The sequence below is a fragment of the Sorangium sp. So ce887 genome, from assembly GCF_051521455.1.
Taxonomy (GTDB): Bacteria; Myxococcota_A; Polyangia; order Polyangiales; family Polyangiaceae; genus Sorangium.
In genome coordinates this window covers 983,575-1,002,067 of the sequence record NZ_CP150354.1, presented here as the reverse complement: position 1 = coordinate 1,002,067, position 18,493 = coordinate 983,575, and the positions used below count along the sequence as shown (strand labels likewise).

At 71.2% G+C, this 18,493-nt stretch carries 11 protein-coding genes; 9 read left to right on the top strand and 2 right to left on the bottom strand.

What is annotated here, in order from left to right:
- Positions 1-5 precede the first annotated feature (5 nt).
- The 4 genes from WMF36_RS03795 to WMF36_RS03780 all read left to right on the top strand — a co-directional run bounded on the left by WMF36_RS03795 (position 6) and on the right by WMF36_RS03780 (position 6,232).
- Positions 6-1,154, top strand: a complete 1,149-nt coding sequence (locus WMF36_RS03795; protein WP_437578228.1) for an NAD(P)/FAD-dependent oxidoreductase — start codon at positions 6-8, stop codon at positions 1,152-1,154.
- A gap of 85 nt (positions 1,155-1,239) precedes the next feature.
- A complete protein-coding gene (locus WMF36_RS03790) occupies positions 1,240-2,082 on the top strand; it encodes an SDR family oxidoreductase (RefSeq protein ID WP_437578227.1) in 843 nt (280 codons plus the stop codon).
- Between the two features lie 222 nt (positions 2,083-2,304).
- Positions 2,305-4,059, top strand: a complete 1,755-nt coding sequence (locus tag WMF36_RS03785) for a hypothetical protein (RefSeq protein WP_437578225.1) — start codon at positions 2,305-2,307, stop codon at positions 4,057-4,059.
- 226 nt (positions 4,060-4,285) lie between these two features.
- Positions 4,286-6,232 carry a sigma 54-interacting transcriptional regulator gene (locus tag WMF36_RS03780; RefSeq protein WP_437578224.1) on the top strand — a complete coding sequence of 649 codons (1,947 nt, stop codon included), beginning with the start codon at positions 4,286-4,288 and terminating at the stop codon, positions 6,230-6,232.
- 148 nt (positions 6,233-6,380) lie between these two features.
- Here the strand turns inward: WMF36_RS03780 and rsgA are convergent, their stop codons facing one another.
- Positions 6,381-7,493 (bottom strand): ribosome small subunit-dependent GTPase A, encoded by a 1,113-nt coding sequence (rsgA, locus tag WMF36_RS03775; protein WP_437578222.1) that lies wholly within the window; start codon positions 7,491-7,493, stop codon positions 6,381-6,383.
- A 556-nt stretch (positions 7,494-8,049) separates the two neighbouring features.
- Here rsgA and uvrB point away from each other — a divergent pair.
- From uvrB to WMF36_RS03750, 5 genes are all read left to right on the top strand, one after another.
- Positions 8,050-10,227: an excinuclease ABC subunit UvrB gene (gene uvrB / locus WMF36_RS03770; protein WP_437578221.1), complete on the top strand. Its 2,178-nt coding sequence runs from the start codon at positions 8,050-8,052 to the stop codon at positions 10,225-10,227.
- 496 nt (positions 10,228-10,723) lie between these two features.
- Complete coding sequence (locus tag WMF36_RS03765; protein ID WP_437578220.1) at positions 10,724-12,589, top strand: hypothetical protein; 1,866 nt, start codon at positions 10,724-10,726, stop codon at positions 12,587-12,589.
- A 167-nt stretch (positions 12,590-12,756) separates the two neighbouring features.
- Positions 12,757-13,938 (top strand): phosphoserine phosphatase SerB, encoded by a 1,182-nt coding sequence (gene serB, locus WMF36_RS03760; protein WP_437578219.1) that lies wholly within the window; start codon positions 12,757-12,759, stop codon positions 13,936-13,938.
- 292 nt (positions 13,939-14,230) lie between these two features.
- Complete coding sequence (locus WMF36_RS03755) at positions 14,231-15,250, top strand: LacI family DNA-binding transcriptional regulator (RefSeq protein ID WP_437578218.1); 1,020 nt, start codon at positions 14,231-14,233, stop codon at positions 15,248-15,250.
- 303 nt (positions 15,251-15,553) lie between these two features.
- The gene (locus WMF36_RS03750) at positions 15,554-17,491 is read left to right on the top strand and encodes a glycoside hydrolase 5 family protein (RefSeq protein ID WP_437578217.1); all 1,938 of its coding nucleotides are present in this window, start codon (positions 15,554-15,556) and stop codon (positions 17,489-17,491) included.
- A gap of 15 nt (positions 17,492-17,506) precedes the next feature.
- On the opposite strand, the gene WMF36_RS03745 is transcribed toward WMF36_RS03750, so the two are convergent.
- Positions 17,507-18,418 carry an extensin-like domain-containing protein gene (locus WMF36_RS03745; protein ID WP_437578216.1) on the bottom strand — a complete coding sequence of 304 codons (912 nt, stop codon included), beginning with the start codon at positions 18,416-18,418 and terminating at the stop codon, positions 17,507-17,509.
- Between the last annotated feature and the right edge of the window lie 75 nt (positions 18,419-18,493).

The following is an 18,493-nucleotide window of genomic DNA, read 5'->3' as shown; positions in this document are numbered from 1 at the left end:
GCGCGATGCGGGCGCAGGCGGAGATCGTCGTCGTCGGCGCGGGGATCATGGGCCTCGCGATCGCCTACAACCTCGCGCGGCACCACGGCATCACGGACGTCGTCGTCGTCGACCGGAGCTACCTCTGCGGCGGCGCCAGCGGCCGCAACGGCGGCGGGGTCCGCGCGCAGTTCTCGAGCGAGGGGAACATCCGGCTCATGCAGGAGAGCATCCGCATCTGCCGGGATTTCGCCCGCGAGATGAAGATCAACATCTGGTTCCGGCAGGGCGGCTACCTCTTCCTCGTGCGCAGCGAGGCCGGCCGCCGGACGCTCGAGCAGAGCGTCGCCGTGCAGAACGCGTGCGGCCTCGGGACGCGGATGCTCACCGCCAACGAGGCGCGCGCGATCGTGCCGGAGCTCTCCACCGAGGGCGTCGTCGCGGCGAGCTACAACCCCGACGACGGCGTCGTCTTCCCCTGGCCGTTCGTCTGGGGTTACGCCGAGCGCGCCCGGAAGCTCGGCGTCGACATCGCCACCTTCACGAACGTCCTCGGTTTCCGCACGCAGGGCGCGCGGATCGACGCCGTGGTCACCGACCGCGGCGAGATCCGGACGCACCGGGTGGTCAACGCCGCCGGCGCGTGGAGCCCGGAGATCGCGCGCCTGCTCGGGGTGGAGCTGCCGAACCGCCCGCACCGCCACGAGATCTGCTCGACCGAGCCGCTCAAGCCCTGGCTCGGCCCGCTCGTCGCCGACCTCTCGAACGGCCTCTATTTTTCCCAGTCGATGCGCGGCGAGATCGTGGGCGGCATCTCCAACGAGGACGTCCCCGAGGGCCTCGACATGGGGTCGAGCCACAAGTTCCTCGCGCTGTATGCGCGGGCGCTCGTCACGGCGTGCCCCGTCCTCGGCAGCGTGAAGGTGCTGCGGCAGTGGGCTGGCTGTTACGACCTCACCCCCGATCAGAACCCCATCGTGGGCGGGGTCGACGACGTCGAGCACTTCTACCAGGCCTCCGGGTTCATGGGTCACGGCTTCATGATCGCGCCGGTCATGGGCAAGCTCATCGCCCAGCACATCGCCGAGGGCACCGCCCTCCCCCTGTTCGATCGCTGGAACCTCCGCCGCTTCAAGGAAGGCCGGCTCCTCAGCGAGGCGATGATCATCGGCTGAGCCTCGCGCGGGGAGGCCGAGGGCGCCGCCAGCGCTCCCCTCGCCCGCCCTCCCCGCCCTTCGCCTATACTCGCCCCCCTTCCCCATGGGTCACCTCGTCCTCGTCACCGGATCCTCGAGCGGCATCGGCCTCGCCACCGCGGTCGCGTGCGCGGCCGCGGGCCATCGGGTCATCGCCACGATGCGCCGCCCCGAGAAGGCCGGCGCCCTCCTCGCCGCGGCCGCCGCGCGGGGCGCCTCGCTCGAGGTCGAGCCGCTCGACGTCGCCTCGCAGAGCGCCCCCGACCGGGTCCGGGAGATCCTCCGGAAGCACGGCCCCGTCTACGCCCTCGTCAACAACGCCGGCATCGCGGTCGGCGGCGCCTTCGAGGAGCAGGCGGACGACGACGTCCGCGCGCAGTTCGAGACCAACGTCTTCGGCCTCATGGCCACGACGCGCGCCGTCCTCCCGGCGATGCGCGGCGCCGGGCGCGGCCGCATCATCAACGTCTCGAGCGTCTCCGGGCTCGTCGGCCTCCCCGGCGTGAGCATCTACGCGGCCACGAAGCACGCGGTCGAGGGCTTCAGCGAGGCGCTGCGCTGGGAGGTCGCCCCGTTCGGCGTCCACGTCTGCCTCATCGAGCCCGGCACCTTCAAGACCGAAATTTTCTACGAGAACCAGCGTCGCGGCGCCCACATCTCGCCCGAAGGCCCCTACGCTGCCATGACCAGGACGATCGAGCAGCTCGTCCTCCAGGACGCCGCCAAGGCCCCGCCGCCCGCCCCGGTCGCGGCGGCGATCCTCCGCCTCATCGAGGCCCCCTCGCCGCCGTTCCGGACCCTCATCGGCCGGGACGCACGGGCGCTCGTCGCGCTGCGCCGTGTCATCCCCGACCGGCTGTTCGCGACGGGGATCCGCCGGCTGGTGTCCGCGCCGCGCTCGCGTTGACACGATCTCTGGCCCCGAATAGTTTCGGCACCGCCGTTTCCATGACGGAGCGGCGCCACGTCGTGGCCGAAGGGGGGCTGCGCCCCCTGCCGCGCGCTGTTTTTGTCCGCTTTCGTCCCCTCAGGCTAACGAAGGCTAGCCGCTGACCCCCTCCCCTGCAGCGCGCGCCGCGCGACGGCGAGGTCAGGCCGGCAGCATCACCGAGGTCCCGGAGGAAACACCATGTCCCGCTCAGCACGCAGCATCCTGCCGCTCCTTCGCTCGCTCCTCCTGGGGGCCGCCACCGCGTCGTCGATGGCGCTCTCCGCAGGGATCGTCGCCGGGTGCGCCGACGAAAACGACCCCGAGACGCACGTCAAGCGGCTCGACGACCCGGCGACGGTTACCCCCTCGGTCAACCGGCTCGTCCAGTTCTTCGAAGACGCGATGACGCGCGACAACAAGGACCGGAGCGGCCCGACCGTGAAGCCGCTCCTCGACAAGATCATCGAGCCGATGACGCAGCGGTGCGTGGCCGGCGACCTCGACGAGCGCACGAACTCGAAGCTCATCAAGTTCATCTCCGACACGCGCGACCCGCGCGGCGACGCCTGCCTCATCAAGGCGCTCAAGGACTACAAGCCCGAGTCGACCGAGGAGGACGTCCGCTGGGCCGTGCGCGGCCTCGGGGCGATGAAGTCGGAGAAGGCCGCCGAGGCGCTCATGGCCGTCTTCACGAAGCTCCAGCACGGCAAGGCGAAGGGCTCCAGCATCTCGCGCGACGTGCACGACGCGATGATCGATATCAACAGCAAGTCGTGGGAGGACGGGCTCATCACGATGCTCGGGCGTCCGATCAACGATCCGAAGGACGTCGCCACGATGCGGAACGAGCTGTTCTGGCAGATCACGGCGGCGGAGGTGCTCGGGTGGCAGCGCAGCGAGAAGGCGGTCGTGCCGCTGCTCAAGATGGTGCTGTCGCCGCTCAAGGCGGACGCCGCCACGACCGCGATCCTCGCGCTCACGAAGATCGGCAAGCCCGCGATCCAGCCGGCGATCGCGCTGCTCCAGGGCGATCAGAAGGAGCTCATCGAGTACTCGAAGGTCGAGAACCTGAAGGGCGCCGGCGACAAGGCGAGCGCGGAGCAGAAGAAGGCGGCGGAGACCGCCCACGTGGCGGCGGCCGCGCTCGTCCTGGCGACGATCGGCCGGCAGGAGTCGGTGCAGCCGCTGCTCGCCGCGCTCGCGAAGGCCGAGGACGTGCCGCGCGCCATCATCGCGCGCGAGCTCACCAAGGTGCCCAAGACGCCGGAGACCCTCGCCGCCTTCCAGGCGGCCTACGAGAAGACGCCCGCGGGCCTCGAGATGCCGCCGGCCGGCCTCAACGCGCGGGTCATGCTCGCCGAGGCGGCGAGCAACTTCTTCGACGCGAGCCTCGTGCCGTGGATCGTGAAGACCGGGCTCGAGGCGCGCGGCGAGGAGGACGACATCGCGCAGATCCGCGACGTGTCGCTGCAGACGGCGCTCAAGCTGATGAAGCCCGACCAGGTCGCCGACGTCGATCGGCTCGCGAACACCCGCACGAGCGGCGGCGGCACGGTCGGCAAGTCGATGGAGAAGGAGATCAAGCTCGCGAAGGACCTGCTCGGGGCCTGCGGCGCCAAGGTCGAGTGTTACATCGGGAAGCTCGGCGACCCGTCGGCGCAGACCAAGGAGACCCAGTTCACGGGGATCAAGGCCGCCTACATGACGGGCGTCCTCGGCTCCCCCGACGTCCGCCAGCAGATCATCGACGCGCTGCCGAAGGCCTCGAACGCGGCCGTGCGCTTCGTGTCGGTCTCGGTCATCGACGCGCTCTCGCCGAAGGGCGACGCCGACGTCGCGAGCAAGCTGCAGAAGATCGTCGACGAGGGCGAGGCCTCGAGGGACGCCGAGAAGATGGCCGCCAACGCGCCCTTCAAGACGGTCATCTACCGCCTGACCGCCCGCGCCCAGTAAGCCCGCAGCGCCACGCGCCCCGTCCCGCGGCCAGCTCCCGGGACGGGGCGAGCGCGCAAGCGCGCAAGCGTAAGAACCAGTACCCATTTCCAAGTTTTCTTTTTCCGGCGCTCTCCGGGGCGATGTTTCGTCGGAGTGCCTGGATCCCAGATTTTTCCTGGCATCTCCTCCGTCTTGACGGTTTACTCCGGGCCCTCTTCACGGGGCCTTCCTGGCTGAACGAACCATGATCGTGCTCGAGGTAACCCAGGGTCTCGCTGCCGGGCGCACCTTCGAGCTCCAGGGCGAGCTGATCACGCTCGGGCGCTCGCCGGACAACCGGGTCGTGCTCGACGATCGCCACATCTCCGGGGCGCACGCGCGCATCGTGAACGGCGCCGACGGGGTGATCCTCGAGGACCTGCGCTCCACGAACGGGACGAGCGTGACGCGGCGGGGCGAGCGGCTGGAGCTCGGCCCCGGTCGCAGCGCGGTCGCCCTCCAGACGGGGGACGTCATCGAGCTCGGCTCGGGCGACGCGGTCACCCGGATGGTGGTGAAGATCCCGGAGGAGGCCGACGAGGCGCGGGTCGTCTCGATCCGGCGACTCGACGAGATCGAGCCTGCCCAGGCGAAGATCGAGCGCGATCCGAGCGCGCTCTCGGCCATGTACGCGGCGCAGAAGCGCATCGGCGCCGCGAACGATCTCGACCAGGTGCTCGCCGAGATCGCCGACGCGGTGCTCGCGCTGGTGCCGAGCGCGACGCACGTCACGGTGGTGCTCCGCGACGACGACCAGGAGGCGGGCGCGGCGCCGGCGGTGTTCGTCCCGGTGCTGACGCGCGTCCGCTCCGCGTCGGGCGGCGGGGCGCCGCCGGCGGGGCCGGTGCCGATCACGCGCAGCGTTTACCGGAAGGTGATCAAGGAGCGAGCGGCCGTGCTCGCCGCCGACGCGCCGCTCGAGGTCGGGCAGACCGAGTCGATGATGGGCGCCTCGATCCGCAGCACCCTGGCGGTGCCGCTCTGGAAGGGCGAGGAGATCATCGGCGTGCTCCAGGCCGACAACCGGAGCGCGCCCGGGATGCTGAACGCGGGCGATCTGGAGACGCTCCTCGTGCTGGCGGCGAACGCGTCGCTCGCGGTGGCGAACGCCCGGCTCATCAAGCGGCTCGTGCTCGCGGAGGAGCGGCTCCAGAAGGAGAACAGCTTCCTCAAGGGGCGCGAGGAGAAGCGCCGGGGCGGGGGCGGGGGCGCGGTCGACATCATCGGCAACAGCGACGCGATGCGCAAGGTCATCGGCCAGCTCGACAAGGTGGTCGACACGCGCGTCACGGTGCTGATCGAGGGCGAGACGGGCACGGGCAAGGAGCTCATCGCCGCCGCCGTGCACTACCGCTCCCGCCGCCGCGACAAGCTCTTCGTCGCGCAGAACTGCGCGGCGCTGGCCGAGAGCCTCCTGGAGAGCGAGCTCTTCGGCCACAAGAAGGGGTCGTTCACGGGCGCGACCGAGGAGAAGAAGGGCCTGTTCGAGATCGCCGACGGGGGCACGCTCTTCCTCGACGAGATCACCGAGACCCCGCTGTCGCTCCAGTCGAAGCTCCTCCGGGCGCTCCAGGAGGGCGAGATCCGCGCCGTGGGGGCGACGACCCCGAAGCACGTCAACGTGCGCATCGTCGCGGCGACGAACCGGAACCTCGAGGACGAGGTGGCCAAGGGGCGATTCCGCGAGGATCTCTACTACCGGCTCAAGGTGTTCCCGATCCGCCTGCCGCCGCTGCGCGAGCGGCGCGACGACATCCAGCTGCTCGCGGCGCACTTCCTGGAGCGCTACGCGGACGAGATCGGCAAGCCGTGCGGCGGGTTCAGCCAGCAGACCCTGGAGCTCATGGTCGCGTACGACTGGCCGGGCAACGTCCGCGAGCTCCAGAACGAGGTGCAGCGGCTCGTCATCCAGCTGGAGCCGGGGGCGTTCGCGACGCCGGAGCTGCTGACGCCGCGGATCCGGCAGGTCGAGGGGCTCGTGGCGCGGGCGGGGACGCCCAAGGGGTCGCTCAAGGAGATGATGGACGCGGTCGAGAAGTTCTTCCTCCTGGAAGCGCTGCGCGGGCACAAAAACAACAAGACCAACGCGGCGAAATCGCTCGGGATCACGCGAGAAGGGCTCCACAAGAAGCTCCGGCAGTTCGGGATCTGACGGCGAGGGCGCCTGTGACGCGGGGGCGCCGCAGCGGAGGGGGTCGGCCCGTCCGCGGCGTGCGCTCCGCGTCCCATCGCTCTGGGCGAGGGCTCGCCCCCTCCGCGCGGCTCAGCGACGTATCGCTCTATCGCTCTATTGCTTCGGATTATTGCTTCGGATTGGCGCGCATTCGCTTCGAGATCTGCTTCCAGCGCCGCTTTTCCTCGACCCTCGCGCGCACGTCCTGCTGCCGGGCGAGGTAGCGTCGCTCCGCCCCGAGCTTGAGGTACGCGCCGAGGCGCTCCGGGTCGAGCTCGCCGTCCTCGATGGCACGACGCACCGCGCACCCCGGCTCGCCGTCATGGGCGCAGTCCCGGAAGCGGCAGGCGGCGGCGCGGACCTCGACGTCGTCGAAGCCTGCCGGACCCGCCCCATCCGAGGACCAGAGGCCGAGCTCCCGCACGCCCGGCGTGTCGATGAGGAGGCCGCCGCCCGGGATCAGGAACAGCTCCCGGTGGGCGGTCGTGTGGCGGCCGCGCTCGTCTGACGCCCGGATCTCCCCCTCGAGCTGGATCTCGGCGCCGAGCAGGCGATTGCTGAGCGCGGACTTCCCCACGCCGGACGAGCCGACCAGGGCGAGGGTCTCCCCTGCCCCGATCTCGGCGCGGAGCGCGTCGAGGCCGGCGCCGGACAGGGCGCTGACCAGCGCGACCGGCGCGGTGGGCGCGACCTCCCGCGCGGCGTCGATGAACCGCCCCGGATCGGGGCAGACATCTGCCTTGTTGAGCACGAGCACCGGGCGAGCGCCGCTGTCGAGGACCGCCTCGATGTACCGTTCCAGGCGGCGCACGTTGAAGTCGGCGTTCAGCGACGTGACGATGAACACCTTGTCGACGTTGGCCGCGAGCACCTGGGCCTCCATCGTGGGCCCCGCGGCCTTGCGGCGCAGGCACGTGCTCCGCGCGAACGTGTGCACGATGTACGCGGGCCCGGCGCCGTCGCCGGGCCTGAGCCCCACCCAGTCGCCGACGGTGGGGAGCGCCGCGCGGTCGGCGGCCTCGTGCGCGAGGCGCCCGCTGATGACCGCGAGGCGCGGGCCGTCCGCGGTCTGCACGTGGTGCCTCGAGGCGGAGGCGAGGATGACGCGCGCCGGCTGCACGGCGTCCTCCAGACAGGCGAGCTGGCTCGCGAAGAAGGGAGTCCATCCGAGCCCGATCAGATCGGGTCGCGGTTCGTTCTGAGAAGACGGATCAACGAGAGAATCGGAGTCGATTTGCATGACGGACGAGCGCTCCATGGCGTTCGGCCGCGCGGCGCAAGCTGCGGCGCGCGGCGATCGACGGACAGGGCGCGGCGGCGCGCGAGTGCGCGCCCGCGCCGGCCATTCCACGCGCGGGGCCGCCGCGGTGCGGAGCTCGTCGACCGATCGGGACGTCACGCCGGAGGGCGCGCCCGGCCAGGGCGGACGCCCTGCGAGGCGCGCGCAACGCAGGACGGACGCGCGCCGATCAGGGCACGCGCGCGCCGGAGCGAAGGCGTGGAGACGAGCTCAGCTGGCCGCGGCGGAGACGGCGGCGGCGGCGCAATGGGTGTGCTGTGTATTCCCACTCATGACCTAACCTCCGTGTTCGGCTCACGTCACAACGACGCGGCAGCGCCTAGAATCCGCCAGCGCCGCGCCGCCGTCAAGCGCCTCCGAGAATCGACGAGAACCGACGAGAACCGGCCCCCGCCCCTCTGGAAAGGGCCAGGCAGGGCAGGGCGCCCCGGCCGTCCGGCCCTGGCCGCGGGGGAGGTTGCGAGGAGGGGCTCGCCGCACTAGGGTCCTTCGCTCCATGCCCACACCCTTCGAGCTCGTCTCCGAATTCAAGCCGTGCGGTGACCAGCCTCGCGCGCTGCAGGAGATCTGCTCCGCCTTCGAGCAGGGCGAGGCCTTCCAGGTCCTCCTCGGCGTCACGGGCAGCGGCAAGACGTTCACCGCGGCCAAGGTGATCGAGAAGCTGCAGAAGCCGACCCTCATCATGGCGCCGAACAAGACGCTGGCGGCCCAGCTCTACGGTGAGATGAGGGAGCTCTTCCCCAACAACGCCGTCCACTATTTCGTCAGCTACTACGACTACTACCAGCCCGAGGCCTACGTCCCGACGAGCGACACCTTCATCGAGAAGGACGCGATCATCAACGACGCGATCGACCGCATGCGCCACGCGGCGACGCACGCGCTGCTCTCGCGGCCGGACGTGATCATCGTCGCCTCGGTGAGCTGCATCTACGGCATCGGCTCGGCCGAGAGCTACCACGGGCTCCTGATCAAGCTCGAGCGCGGCACCGAGATCCGCCGCGACGAGCTGCTGCGGCGGCTCGTCGACATCCAGTACACGCGCAACGACGTCGATTTCCACCGCGGCACGTTCCGCGTCCGCGGGGACGTTGTCGAGATCTTCCCCGCCTACGAGGAGTCGCTCGCGATCCGGGTCGAGTTCTTCGGCGACGAGATCGAGGCGATCAAGGAGGTCGACCCCGTCCGCGGCAAGGTGGTGGGCCAGCTCGATCGTTACGCGGTCTTCCCCGGCTCCCACTACGTCACCGAGCAGCAGCAGCTCCGGCTCGCGATCCACGCGATCCGCGAGGAGCTGCGCGAGCGCATCGACCACTACGACAAGGCCGTGCGCTTCCTCGAGAAGCAGCGGATCGAGCAGCGCACGATGTACGATCTCGAGATGCTGGAGCAGATGGGGTTCTGCAATGGCATCGAGAACTACTCGCGCCACCTCTCGGGCCGGAAGCCCGGCGAGCCCCCGCCCACGCTGATCGACTATTTCCCGAAGGATTTTCTCCTCATCATCGACGAGTCGCACCAGACGGTCCCGCAGGTCGGGGCGATGTTCCGGGGCGATCGGGCGCGGAAGGAGACGCTTGTCGAGTACGGGTTCCGGCTCCCGAGCGCGCTCGACAACCGGCCGCTCAAGTTCGAGGAGTTCGAGCAGCACTACGCGCAGGTCCTGTTCGTGAGCGCGACGCCCGGCGAGTACGAGCTTCAGAAGTCGGCCGGCTCGGTGGTCGAGCAGATCATCCGGCCGACCGGGCTCATCGATCCGCAGATCCGCATCCAGCCGGTGGGCGGGCAGGTCGACGACCTGCTCGCGCGCATCCGGGAGCGGGTGGCCCGCGGCGATCGCGTGCTCGTCACGACGCTGACCAAGCGGATGGCCGAGGATCTCACCGAGTACTACACGGAGCTCGGCATCCGGGTCCGTTACCTCCACTCGGACATCGACACGCTCCAGCGCGTCGAGATCCTCCGCGATCTCCGGCGCGGCGAGTTCGACGTGCTGGTCGGCATCAACCTGCTGCGCGAGGGGCTCGATCTGCCCGAGGTGTCGCTGGTCGCCATCCTCGACGCCGACAAGGAGGGCTTCCTCCGGAGCCCGCGCTCGCTCATCCAGACGATCGGCCGCGCCGCCCGCAACGTGAACGGCGAGGTCATCATGTACGCCGATCGCATCACCGACGCGATGAAGCGCGCGATCGACGAGACGACCCGGCGGCGCGTGATCCAGGAGGCGTACAACAAGGAGCACGGCATCACGCCGGCCACGGTCAAGAAGGCGATCCTCGACCTGTCGCCCACGTCGGGCACGCGCGACTACTACGCCGTGTCGAAGGGCCCGGCGAAGCTCGCGGCCGACGCGGCGCGCGCCGCGATGGACGTGGTCGACCAGATCGACGCGATCCGGCAGGAGATGTTCGCGGCGGCGGAGAACCTCGAGTTCGAGAAGGCGGCGCGGCTGCGCGATCAGCTCCGCCAGCTCAAGGCCCAGCAGGGCGACGGGGAGGCCGGCGCCGCGCGCGAGGTGGCCGAGGAGAAGCCGGCGCGCTCGGGGCGGACGGCGAGCCGGCGGGGCGCGAACGGCAAGGGCGGCGCGGCCGGCAACGGCGGCGCGCGGGCGGCGGCCGGCGGCAAGGGCGGCGCGCGGGCGGCGGCCGGGCGCGGGGGCGGGCGCTACAGATAGCGACGGAGCCCCCCGGGGGAGGGGGCAGCGCGCGGGGGGCGAATGGGGACGCTCACGAGCGCGGAAGCGCTTTGCAGCCCGAGGCTGCCATTGCCGCTGCCGTGAGGCCGGGGGCGGCACGGACGCTCCGGACGGTGGACCTCCGCCAGCAGAAAGAGCGACGTTTGCGGCGATACGGTTGACCTGGGCGGGCGCGCTGCGGTCCACTTGAGGTCGCTCGCCCGTGCGCGTGAGGCGCGAATGAACGGAAGGAGCTCTCGGCAAGCATTCTTCTTCTTGGCGACGCACCCTCTTTCTTCGTGAAACGCTCGCTCTGCGAGCGTGGCACGCTCTCGTCGAAAGGCGTTCTCGAGAGACAAGATCTCTTGTGAAGCGTTCATCTTTCTTGTCGAAGCGTTGTCTCTCGTCCGGGGAGCGTCATCTTTGCTTGTCGGGTTCCTTCTTTCTTTGCGAGCCGTGACGCGATGGGACCCCCCAGGGGGCAGGAGGCTTGGTGATGAGGAAGCTTAGAAGCATGTGGATAGGCGCGCTCGGGCTGGTCGGCGGCGCGGTGGGCTGCGGCCCCAACGTCGATGTCGTGCGGGACGAGCCGGACAGGGCGGACGAGTGCCAGGCGGTGGAAGACTGCGCGGACAGGGGGTCGGCGTGCCGCGTCGTGGTGGCCTGCGAGCAGGGGGCGTGCGTCGTGGAGGACGCGGCCGAAGGCACCTCGGTCGCGGAACAGACGCCGGGAGACTGCCAGCAAGCCGTATGCGACGGCGACGGCGAGGTGAAGGCCGTCCCCCGCGAGGACGACGCGCCGGACGACGGGAACGCCTGCACGCTGGACGCGTGCGACGGCGCCGCGCCGGTGCACCTCGCGCAACCCGAGGTCGCCTGTGCGACGGGGCTGCCCGGGAGCTGCGCGGCCGGGCTCCAGCGCTGTGACGCGGACGGGCGGCCGGACGGCGGATGCGTGCCAGTCTCGGCGGAGGCAGAGCGCTGCGACGCCGAGGCGCGCGACGAGGACTGCGACGGGCTGGTGAACGAAGAGGGAGAAGGCTGCTCCTGCGGCGACGGATACGTGTCCGGCGACGAGGAGTGCGACGACGGGGGCACGACGGGCGGAGACAGGTGCTCGGCCGGCTGCCAGATCGAGAAGGTCCTCGCGATCTCCGCCGGGCGGGAGCACACCTGCGCGCTGCTGCACGGCGGCGCCGTCAAGTGCTGGGGCGAGAACACGAGCGGCCAGCTCGGCCTGGGCGACACCGAGAGCCGCGGTGATGCCCCCGGCGAGATGGGCGCCCACCTCCCGGCGGTCGATCTCGGCACCGGCAAGACCGCCACGGCGATCGCGGCGGGCGTGTCGTCCACGTGCGCGCTGCTCAGCGACGGCAGCGTCAAGTGCTGGGGGATCGGCTTCGGCCAGACGATCGGCGACGAGCCCGGCGAGATGGGCGACGACCTCCTCCCGATCGATCTCGGCACGGGCCAGATCGCCACCGCCATCGCGATCAGCCACGACACCGACGTCGCCTGCGTCCTGCTCCGCGACGGCAGCTTCAAATGCTGGGGGTACGGGGGCACTGGCGCGCTCGGCACAGGCAACGCCGAGAACCGCGGCGACGACCCCGGCGAGATGGGCGACGCCCTCCCCGCGGTCCACCTGGGCGCCGGCAAGACGTCCATCGCCGTCGCGACGGGCGGCGCTCACACCTGCGCGCTGGCGAGCGACGGCAGCATCAAGTGCTGGGGACTTAACCTCAATGGCCAGCTCGGTATCCCCCTGTACGATATTCCCTCGCCCCCGGTCGATGCCCTCCCTGCGGTCGACCTGGGCACGGGCATGAAAGCCACCGCCATCGCAGCGGGGCGGGTCCATACCTGCGCGGCGCTCGACGACGGAAGGGTCAAGTGCTGGGGACGCAACGACTTCGGCCAGCTCGGGCTCGGAGCAACCACGAACGAGGTCGGCGGGCGCCCGGACGACATGGGCGACAACCTGCCCCCGGTCGACCTGGGCACGGGCGCAACGGCCACCGCCATCGCGGCGGGCTATCACCACACCTGCGCGCGGCTGAGCGACGGCCGCGTGAAGTGCTGGGGGTACAACTTCACGGGCGCGCTCGGCCTGGGCAATCTCGAGTGGCGCGGGCGGGGTGACTTCGATATGGGCGACGCCTTGCCGGCGGTCGATCTGGGCACAGGCAAGACAGCCGAGGCCATCACGGCGGGCCAGTCTCACACGTGCGCGCTGCTCGGCGACGGCAGCGTCAAGTGTTGGGGAGACAACACAGTGGGCCAGATCGGCCTGGGCCGCCGGTACAACCTCGAGACGGGCGACAGCCTCCCCGCCATCAAGCTCTACTCCGACACCTGGTGATCCTCCGCCCGGCGGCGGCCTGAGCCCTCCCCCCTCCTGACTCCACCGCGAGCGGCCGGACGCCGACGGGGCGCGACCGGGACCTCCGCGGCGCGACAGACACGCTCCCGCGCCGCAGCGCGCGATCGGCGTCGACCCTGCCACGCGGCCCTGGTAAGGGGCCCGCGATGGCCGCCTCCGATCCCATCCTCGTCACGGTCACGGGCAGGGACCACCCTGGCATCACCGCCCGGCTCACCGGCGTCCTCAGCGACATCGGCGCCACGCTGCTCGACATCGAGCAGGTGGTGATCCACGGAAACCTGAACCTCGCGCTGCTCGTGCTCTTCCCCGAGGCGCGCAGCGCGCTCAAGGAGCTCCTGTTCGCCGCCAAGGAGCTCGGCGTGGCGCTCGACTTCAAGCCGCTCGACGGCGGCGCGCCGCCGCGCGCTCCCGGGAGCCGCTACGTGGTGACGGCGATCGGCCGGGAGCTCGGCGCCAAGGAGCTGCACGACGTCGCCTCCACCCTCGCCGCCCACGACGCGAACATCGAGAAGGTCGCGCGGCTGTCGGTCGAGCGGCTCTCCTCGGTGGAGATCCAGGTGCTGCTCCAGCGCGAGGAGGAGGCCGACGCGCTCAAGCAGGCCCTCCTGGCGCTCGCCACGCAGAGCAGCTTCGACCTCGCCTTGCAGCGAGAGGGCCTCTTCCGCCGGAGCAAGCGGCTCGTCGTGATGGACATGGACTCGACGCTCATCCGCATCGAGGTGATCGACGAGCTCGCGCGCGCAAAGGGCGTCGCGGAGCAGGTCGCGAAGATCACCGAGCGGGCGATGCAAGGGGAGATGGACTACGACGAGTCGCTCCGCCAGCGGCTCTCGCTGCTCCGCGGCCTCGACGTCGGCGTGCTCCGGAAGCTCGCCGCCGAGCTCCCCATCACCGAGGGCGCAGAGACGCTCATCCGCGTGCTGAGGCGGCTCGGCTACCGGACCGCGGTGATCTCGGGCGGCTTCTCGATCGCGGCGGAGGCGCTGAAGGCGCGGCTCGGGATCGACTACGCCTACTCGAACGCGCTGGAGGTCGAGGGCGGGAAGCTCACCGGCCGGGTCACCGGGCCCATCGTCAACGCGCAACGCAAGGCGGAGCTGCTCGAGACCATCGCGCAGGCGGAAGGCGTGCTGCTCGATCAGACCATCGCCGTGGGCGACGGCGCCAACGACCTCCTGATGCTCCAGCGCGCCGGCCTCGGCGTCGCGTTCCGGGCGAAGCCCAAGCTGCGCGAGGCCGCCGACACGTCGCTGTCCGCGAGCGGCCTCGACGCCATCCTCTTCCTGCTCGGCATCACCGAGCGCGAGCTCCTGGAAGTGACGTGACCGGCGCCGCCCTTGACAGGCGCGCCGGCCCACAAAACTGAACCGATTCAGTCCACGGCCGGCCTGTCGACACGACGCCGATCCGAGCGCTCGCCCGCCGCGGCCCCTCGCCCGCGGCGCCTGCGGTGGGCGAGGGTGTGGGAGCGGCTGCGCTGGCTCGGCGGCCTCGCGCGGCGTCCGGCCGTGCGCGGCGTGAGGCTCGCCCGCAGGCCGCCGTGCTATCCACCGAGGCCATGAGACGGAGCAGGTCCACACGGCAGGCGGGCTCCGTCGCCTGGAGCGGAGGTGAGACGTGAAGCGTCCGACGATCACGGATATCGCGTGGCGTGCGGGAGTGTCCAAGGGAGCGGTGTCCTATGCGCTGAACGGCAGGCCCGGCGTGTCGGAGCCGACGCGCGAGCGGATCCTGGCCATCGCGGCGGAGCTCGGCTGGCAGCCGAGCAACGCGGCGCGGGCGCTCTCCGACGGCCGGGCCAGCGCCATCGGTCTGGTCATCGATCGGCCCGCGCACACGCTCGGCATCGAGCCGTTCTTCATGCAGCTCATCTCCGGCATCGAGGCGGAGCTGTCCGAGAAGGCGGAGGCGCTGCTGCTCAAGGTGACCGAGGACCGCGCGGCCGAGCTGGAGACGTACCGCCGCTGGTGGGCGGAGCGGCGGGTGGACGGGGTGATCCTTGTCGACCTCTGCGAGGGCGATCCGCGCGTGAAGCTGGTCGAGGAGCTGAAGCTCCCGGCGGTGGTGGTCGGCGGACCGGCGGGCAAGGGGCGGCTCGCGGGCGTGTGGAGCGACGACGCGAGCGCGATGCGGGCGGTGGTCGACTACCTGGCCGCGCTGGGTCACCGGTCGATCGCGCGGGTCGCCGGCCCCGCGGAGTTCATGCACACCGCGCTCCGCACCAAGGCGTTCAACGCGGCCGCCCGCCAGCGCCGGCTGGAGCGGGTCCAGACGGTCCACGCGGATTACACGGGCGAGGCGGGGGGCCAGGCCACGCGGCGGCTGCTCGCCGGGACCACGCCGCCCACGGCCATCGTCTTCGACAACGACGTGATGGCCGTGGCCGCGCTCGCCGTCGCCCAGGAGATGCGCGTCCCCGTGCCCGAGCGCCTGTCGATCGTGGCCTGGGACGACTCGGCGCTGTGCCAGCTCGTGCACCCCGCCCTGACCGCGGTGCGCCGCAACATCGCCGAGCACGGCTCCCACGCCGCCGCGCTGCTCCTGCGCCTCGTGGCCGGCGAGGCGATCGCCGACGTCGAGTGCAGCGCGCCGACGCTGGCGACGCGGGGCAGCACCGCGCCGCCCCCTCGCGCCTGAGCCGGCCTCGCGCCGCCGGGGGTGCGTTCCTCCCTTGCACGCTGTAGACTGAACCGATTAAGTGGCCTGCTCGCCGCGCGGGCTCGGGGCGCGCGGCGCGGGCAGCGAGCAGGGAGAAGCGCCGCGCGGGAGTTACCTAGAGTTTGAATCTAGAGTTTGAGCCCCAGAGGCACGGAGGGCACAGAGGGAAGGACATGGGACGAAGAGCCCCTGTGACCTCTGTGCCTCTGTAGTTCACTTCTCGGCATTTCGAGACGGTCGATGTTCGAGGGCGCAACCCTGCAGGATCAGGACGAGAGGAATATGCACCGCAATTTCGCCAAAGTCGCTGTTCGTCAACAGGCCGTCGCCTGGCTCGGGGCCAATTTCTGGTCGAGGCGCGGCGGCCCGCTCATGTGGCAGAGCTACGATCCGGCCGTGGTGCGCGAGGAGCTCCGGGTGCTCGCCGAGCACGGCCTCACCATGACCCGATCGTTCTTCTACTGGCCCCATTTCATGCCGGAGCCCGACCGGATCGACGAGGGCTGCGTCGAGCGCTACGGCGATTTCCTCGAGGCGCATGTGGAAGCGGGCCTGACCACGATCCCGACCCTCCTCGTCGGCCACATGTCCGGCGAGAACTGGGACCCGGCCTGGCGGCGCGGGCGAGATCTCTACGGGGACGTGTGGATGGTCGCCCGGCAGGCGTGGTTCGGCGAGCAGATGGCGCGGCGCTTCGCGGGCCACCCGGCGGTGACCGGCTGGCTCATCTCCAACGAGATGCCGATCTACGGCGAGCGCGAGCGCTCCGTCCGCGAGACGGTCACGAGCTGGGCGAGCCTGCTCGTGCAGGCGCTGCGGGCCGGCGGGGCGAGCCAGCCTATCTCGATCGGCGACGGCGCGTGGGGCATCGAGGTCACCGGCAACGACAACGGGTTCTCCGTCCGCGACCTCGGCGCCCTCGTCGATTTCCTCGGCCCGCACGTGTACCGGATGGAGAACGACCTGGTGCGCCAGCATTACGGCGCGGCGTTCGTCTGCGAGCTCACGGGCTTTCTCGGCAAGCCGGTGGTGCTGGAGGAGTTCGGCGTGTCCTCGGACTTCGCGTCCGACGAGAACGCCGCGCACTACTACCGGCAGGTCCTCCACAACACGCTGCTGGCCGGCGCCACCGGCTGGATCGGCTGGAACAACACCGATTTCGATCTCATTCACCAGGATCCCTACCGGCATCACCCCTTCGAGCTCCACTTCGGGCTGACGACCACCGACGGTCGCCCCAAGCCGCAGCTCCAGGAGATGGCCCGCTTCGCCAGGGTGCTCGCCGACATCGACGTCCTCGGCTGCGAGCGCGAGCCGGCCGACGCAGCGCTGATCGTGCCGTCGTACCTGGAGGGCGCGTTTCCGTTCACGGAGGCCGAGGATCGCAGCTACCTGTTCACGATGCTGCGGCAGGCGTACATCGCGGCGAAGGAGGCGGATCTGCCGCTCGGGCTGACCCGGGAGCGGGACGGGATCGCCGAGGATTGCCGGCTGTATCTCCTGCCGTCGGCCAAGCAGCTGACCGCGCCGAGCTGGCATCTCCTGGAGCGGCTGGCCTCCGGCGGCGCGCTGGTCTACGCGTCGTACTCCCACGGCACGCACGGGTCGCAGCGCGGTCCCTGGTACGCGCACCTCAATGCGATGTTCGGTGTCGAGCATCAGCTGCGCTACGGCATGGTCGACCCGATCGAGGGCGATCGCGTGACGCTCACCTTCGAGCGCCGGTTCGGCACGATCGCCGAGGGCACGACGCTCACGTTCCCGGTCGCCGGCACCGACCACAGCCGCGCTTACCTGCCGGTGCGTCCCAGGGGGGCGGAGGTCGTCGCGGTCGACGAGCGCGGCCGGCCGGCGCTGTTGCGGCGCCAGGTCGGGAGCGGCAGCGTCGTGCTCTGCACCTACCCGATCGAGCACTTCGCCGCGGCGACCCCGCGGATCAACCCGGAGCCCACCTACAGGCTGTACGACGCGCTCGCCGAGCTCGCCGGCGTGCGGCGGCCGGTGATCGTGGACGACCCGCGCGTCGCGGCCGACACCCTGCGCCACCGGGATGGCCGCCGCTTCGTGTTCCTGGTCAGCCAGGCCGGCGAGCCGCTCTCGGTCCAGCCCGTGGTGGCCTCGGGACACCTGACCGAGCTGGGCGGCAAGTCCCCGGTCCACGCCGTGGAGCTCGCGCCGTACGACGTGCGGATCCTCGAGCTGCGGGCGGGGCCGCGGTGAGCGCGGGGCCGCCGCTCAGTACCAGCGCGGCGTGCCGCAATCGATGTGCAGGTGGTCCCGGTGGCTCGCGTCGAAGTCGGGCCCGAGGACGCGCGATGCCGCCCCCTCGGCGCGGAGTCGACGGGTCACGCCGCGGAGAAAGCGCCCCTCGCGGGTGCTCGGGTCGTTCCCGTGGAGCACGTAATCGCGGAGCACGCTGATCGCGCGGCCGCGCTTCGGCGAGAAGCGCGCGACATCGAATGCATTGCCGAACGAGTGCTCGCTCAGCCCCTCGCTCCACCGGCGCATCCTGCCGACCACTTCCCTGCAAGCGTAGCTCCCCAGGGTGCTGATGCGGGTGATCGGCGAGCTCAGGTGCGCTTCCGCCTCTTCCTGGATCACGCGCTCGATATCGACCAGCCGGAGGGCCAGCGAGCAGTCGACCTGAAGCGGAGGCGAGTAAACGATGCCAGTCGGGCCGCGCGTCAGCAGCACGCCGTGCGGGATGCCGCACCCCTTCTTGTTGGGCTTCGCGATGTCCGGCAGCGGCTGAAACCGCGCGCCGGAGAGCTTGAGCGCGTCGCGGCACTCCGCGCCTGCGGCCGCGGCGATGTGGTTCCACTGGCGCTGCGCTCGCGGCGGCCGCTCGCCGAGGCCGGCGGCGTCGGCGACGTGCTCGACCCAGGGGCCGGCCCATCCCGGCGATGCCGCCGGCGGCGTCGCGGGCGCTCCGCCGGCGACGGCGGGCGCCGGTTCCGCGGGGGCCGGCGCTGCTCCCGCGAGGGCCGGCGCTGCTCCCGCGAGGGTCGGTGCCCCCGCGAGGGCCGGCGCCGGGGGCGCCATCAGCGCGGTTCCGCCGAGCTCCGCGAGCGTCGGGCCGCCGTGAGAGCAGGACAGCACCGAGGTCATCGCCGCCGCGGCGAGCCCCGGAAGGAAGCGTGCGTGCACATCGATGTCCGTACCGCAGCGGGCGGCCGGCGCAAGACGCGCGATCCCCCCATCCCCGCGCGCCCGCCCACACGG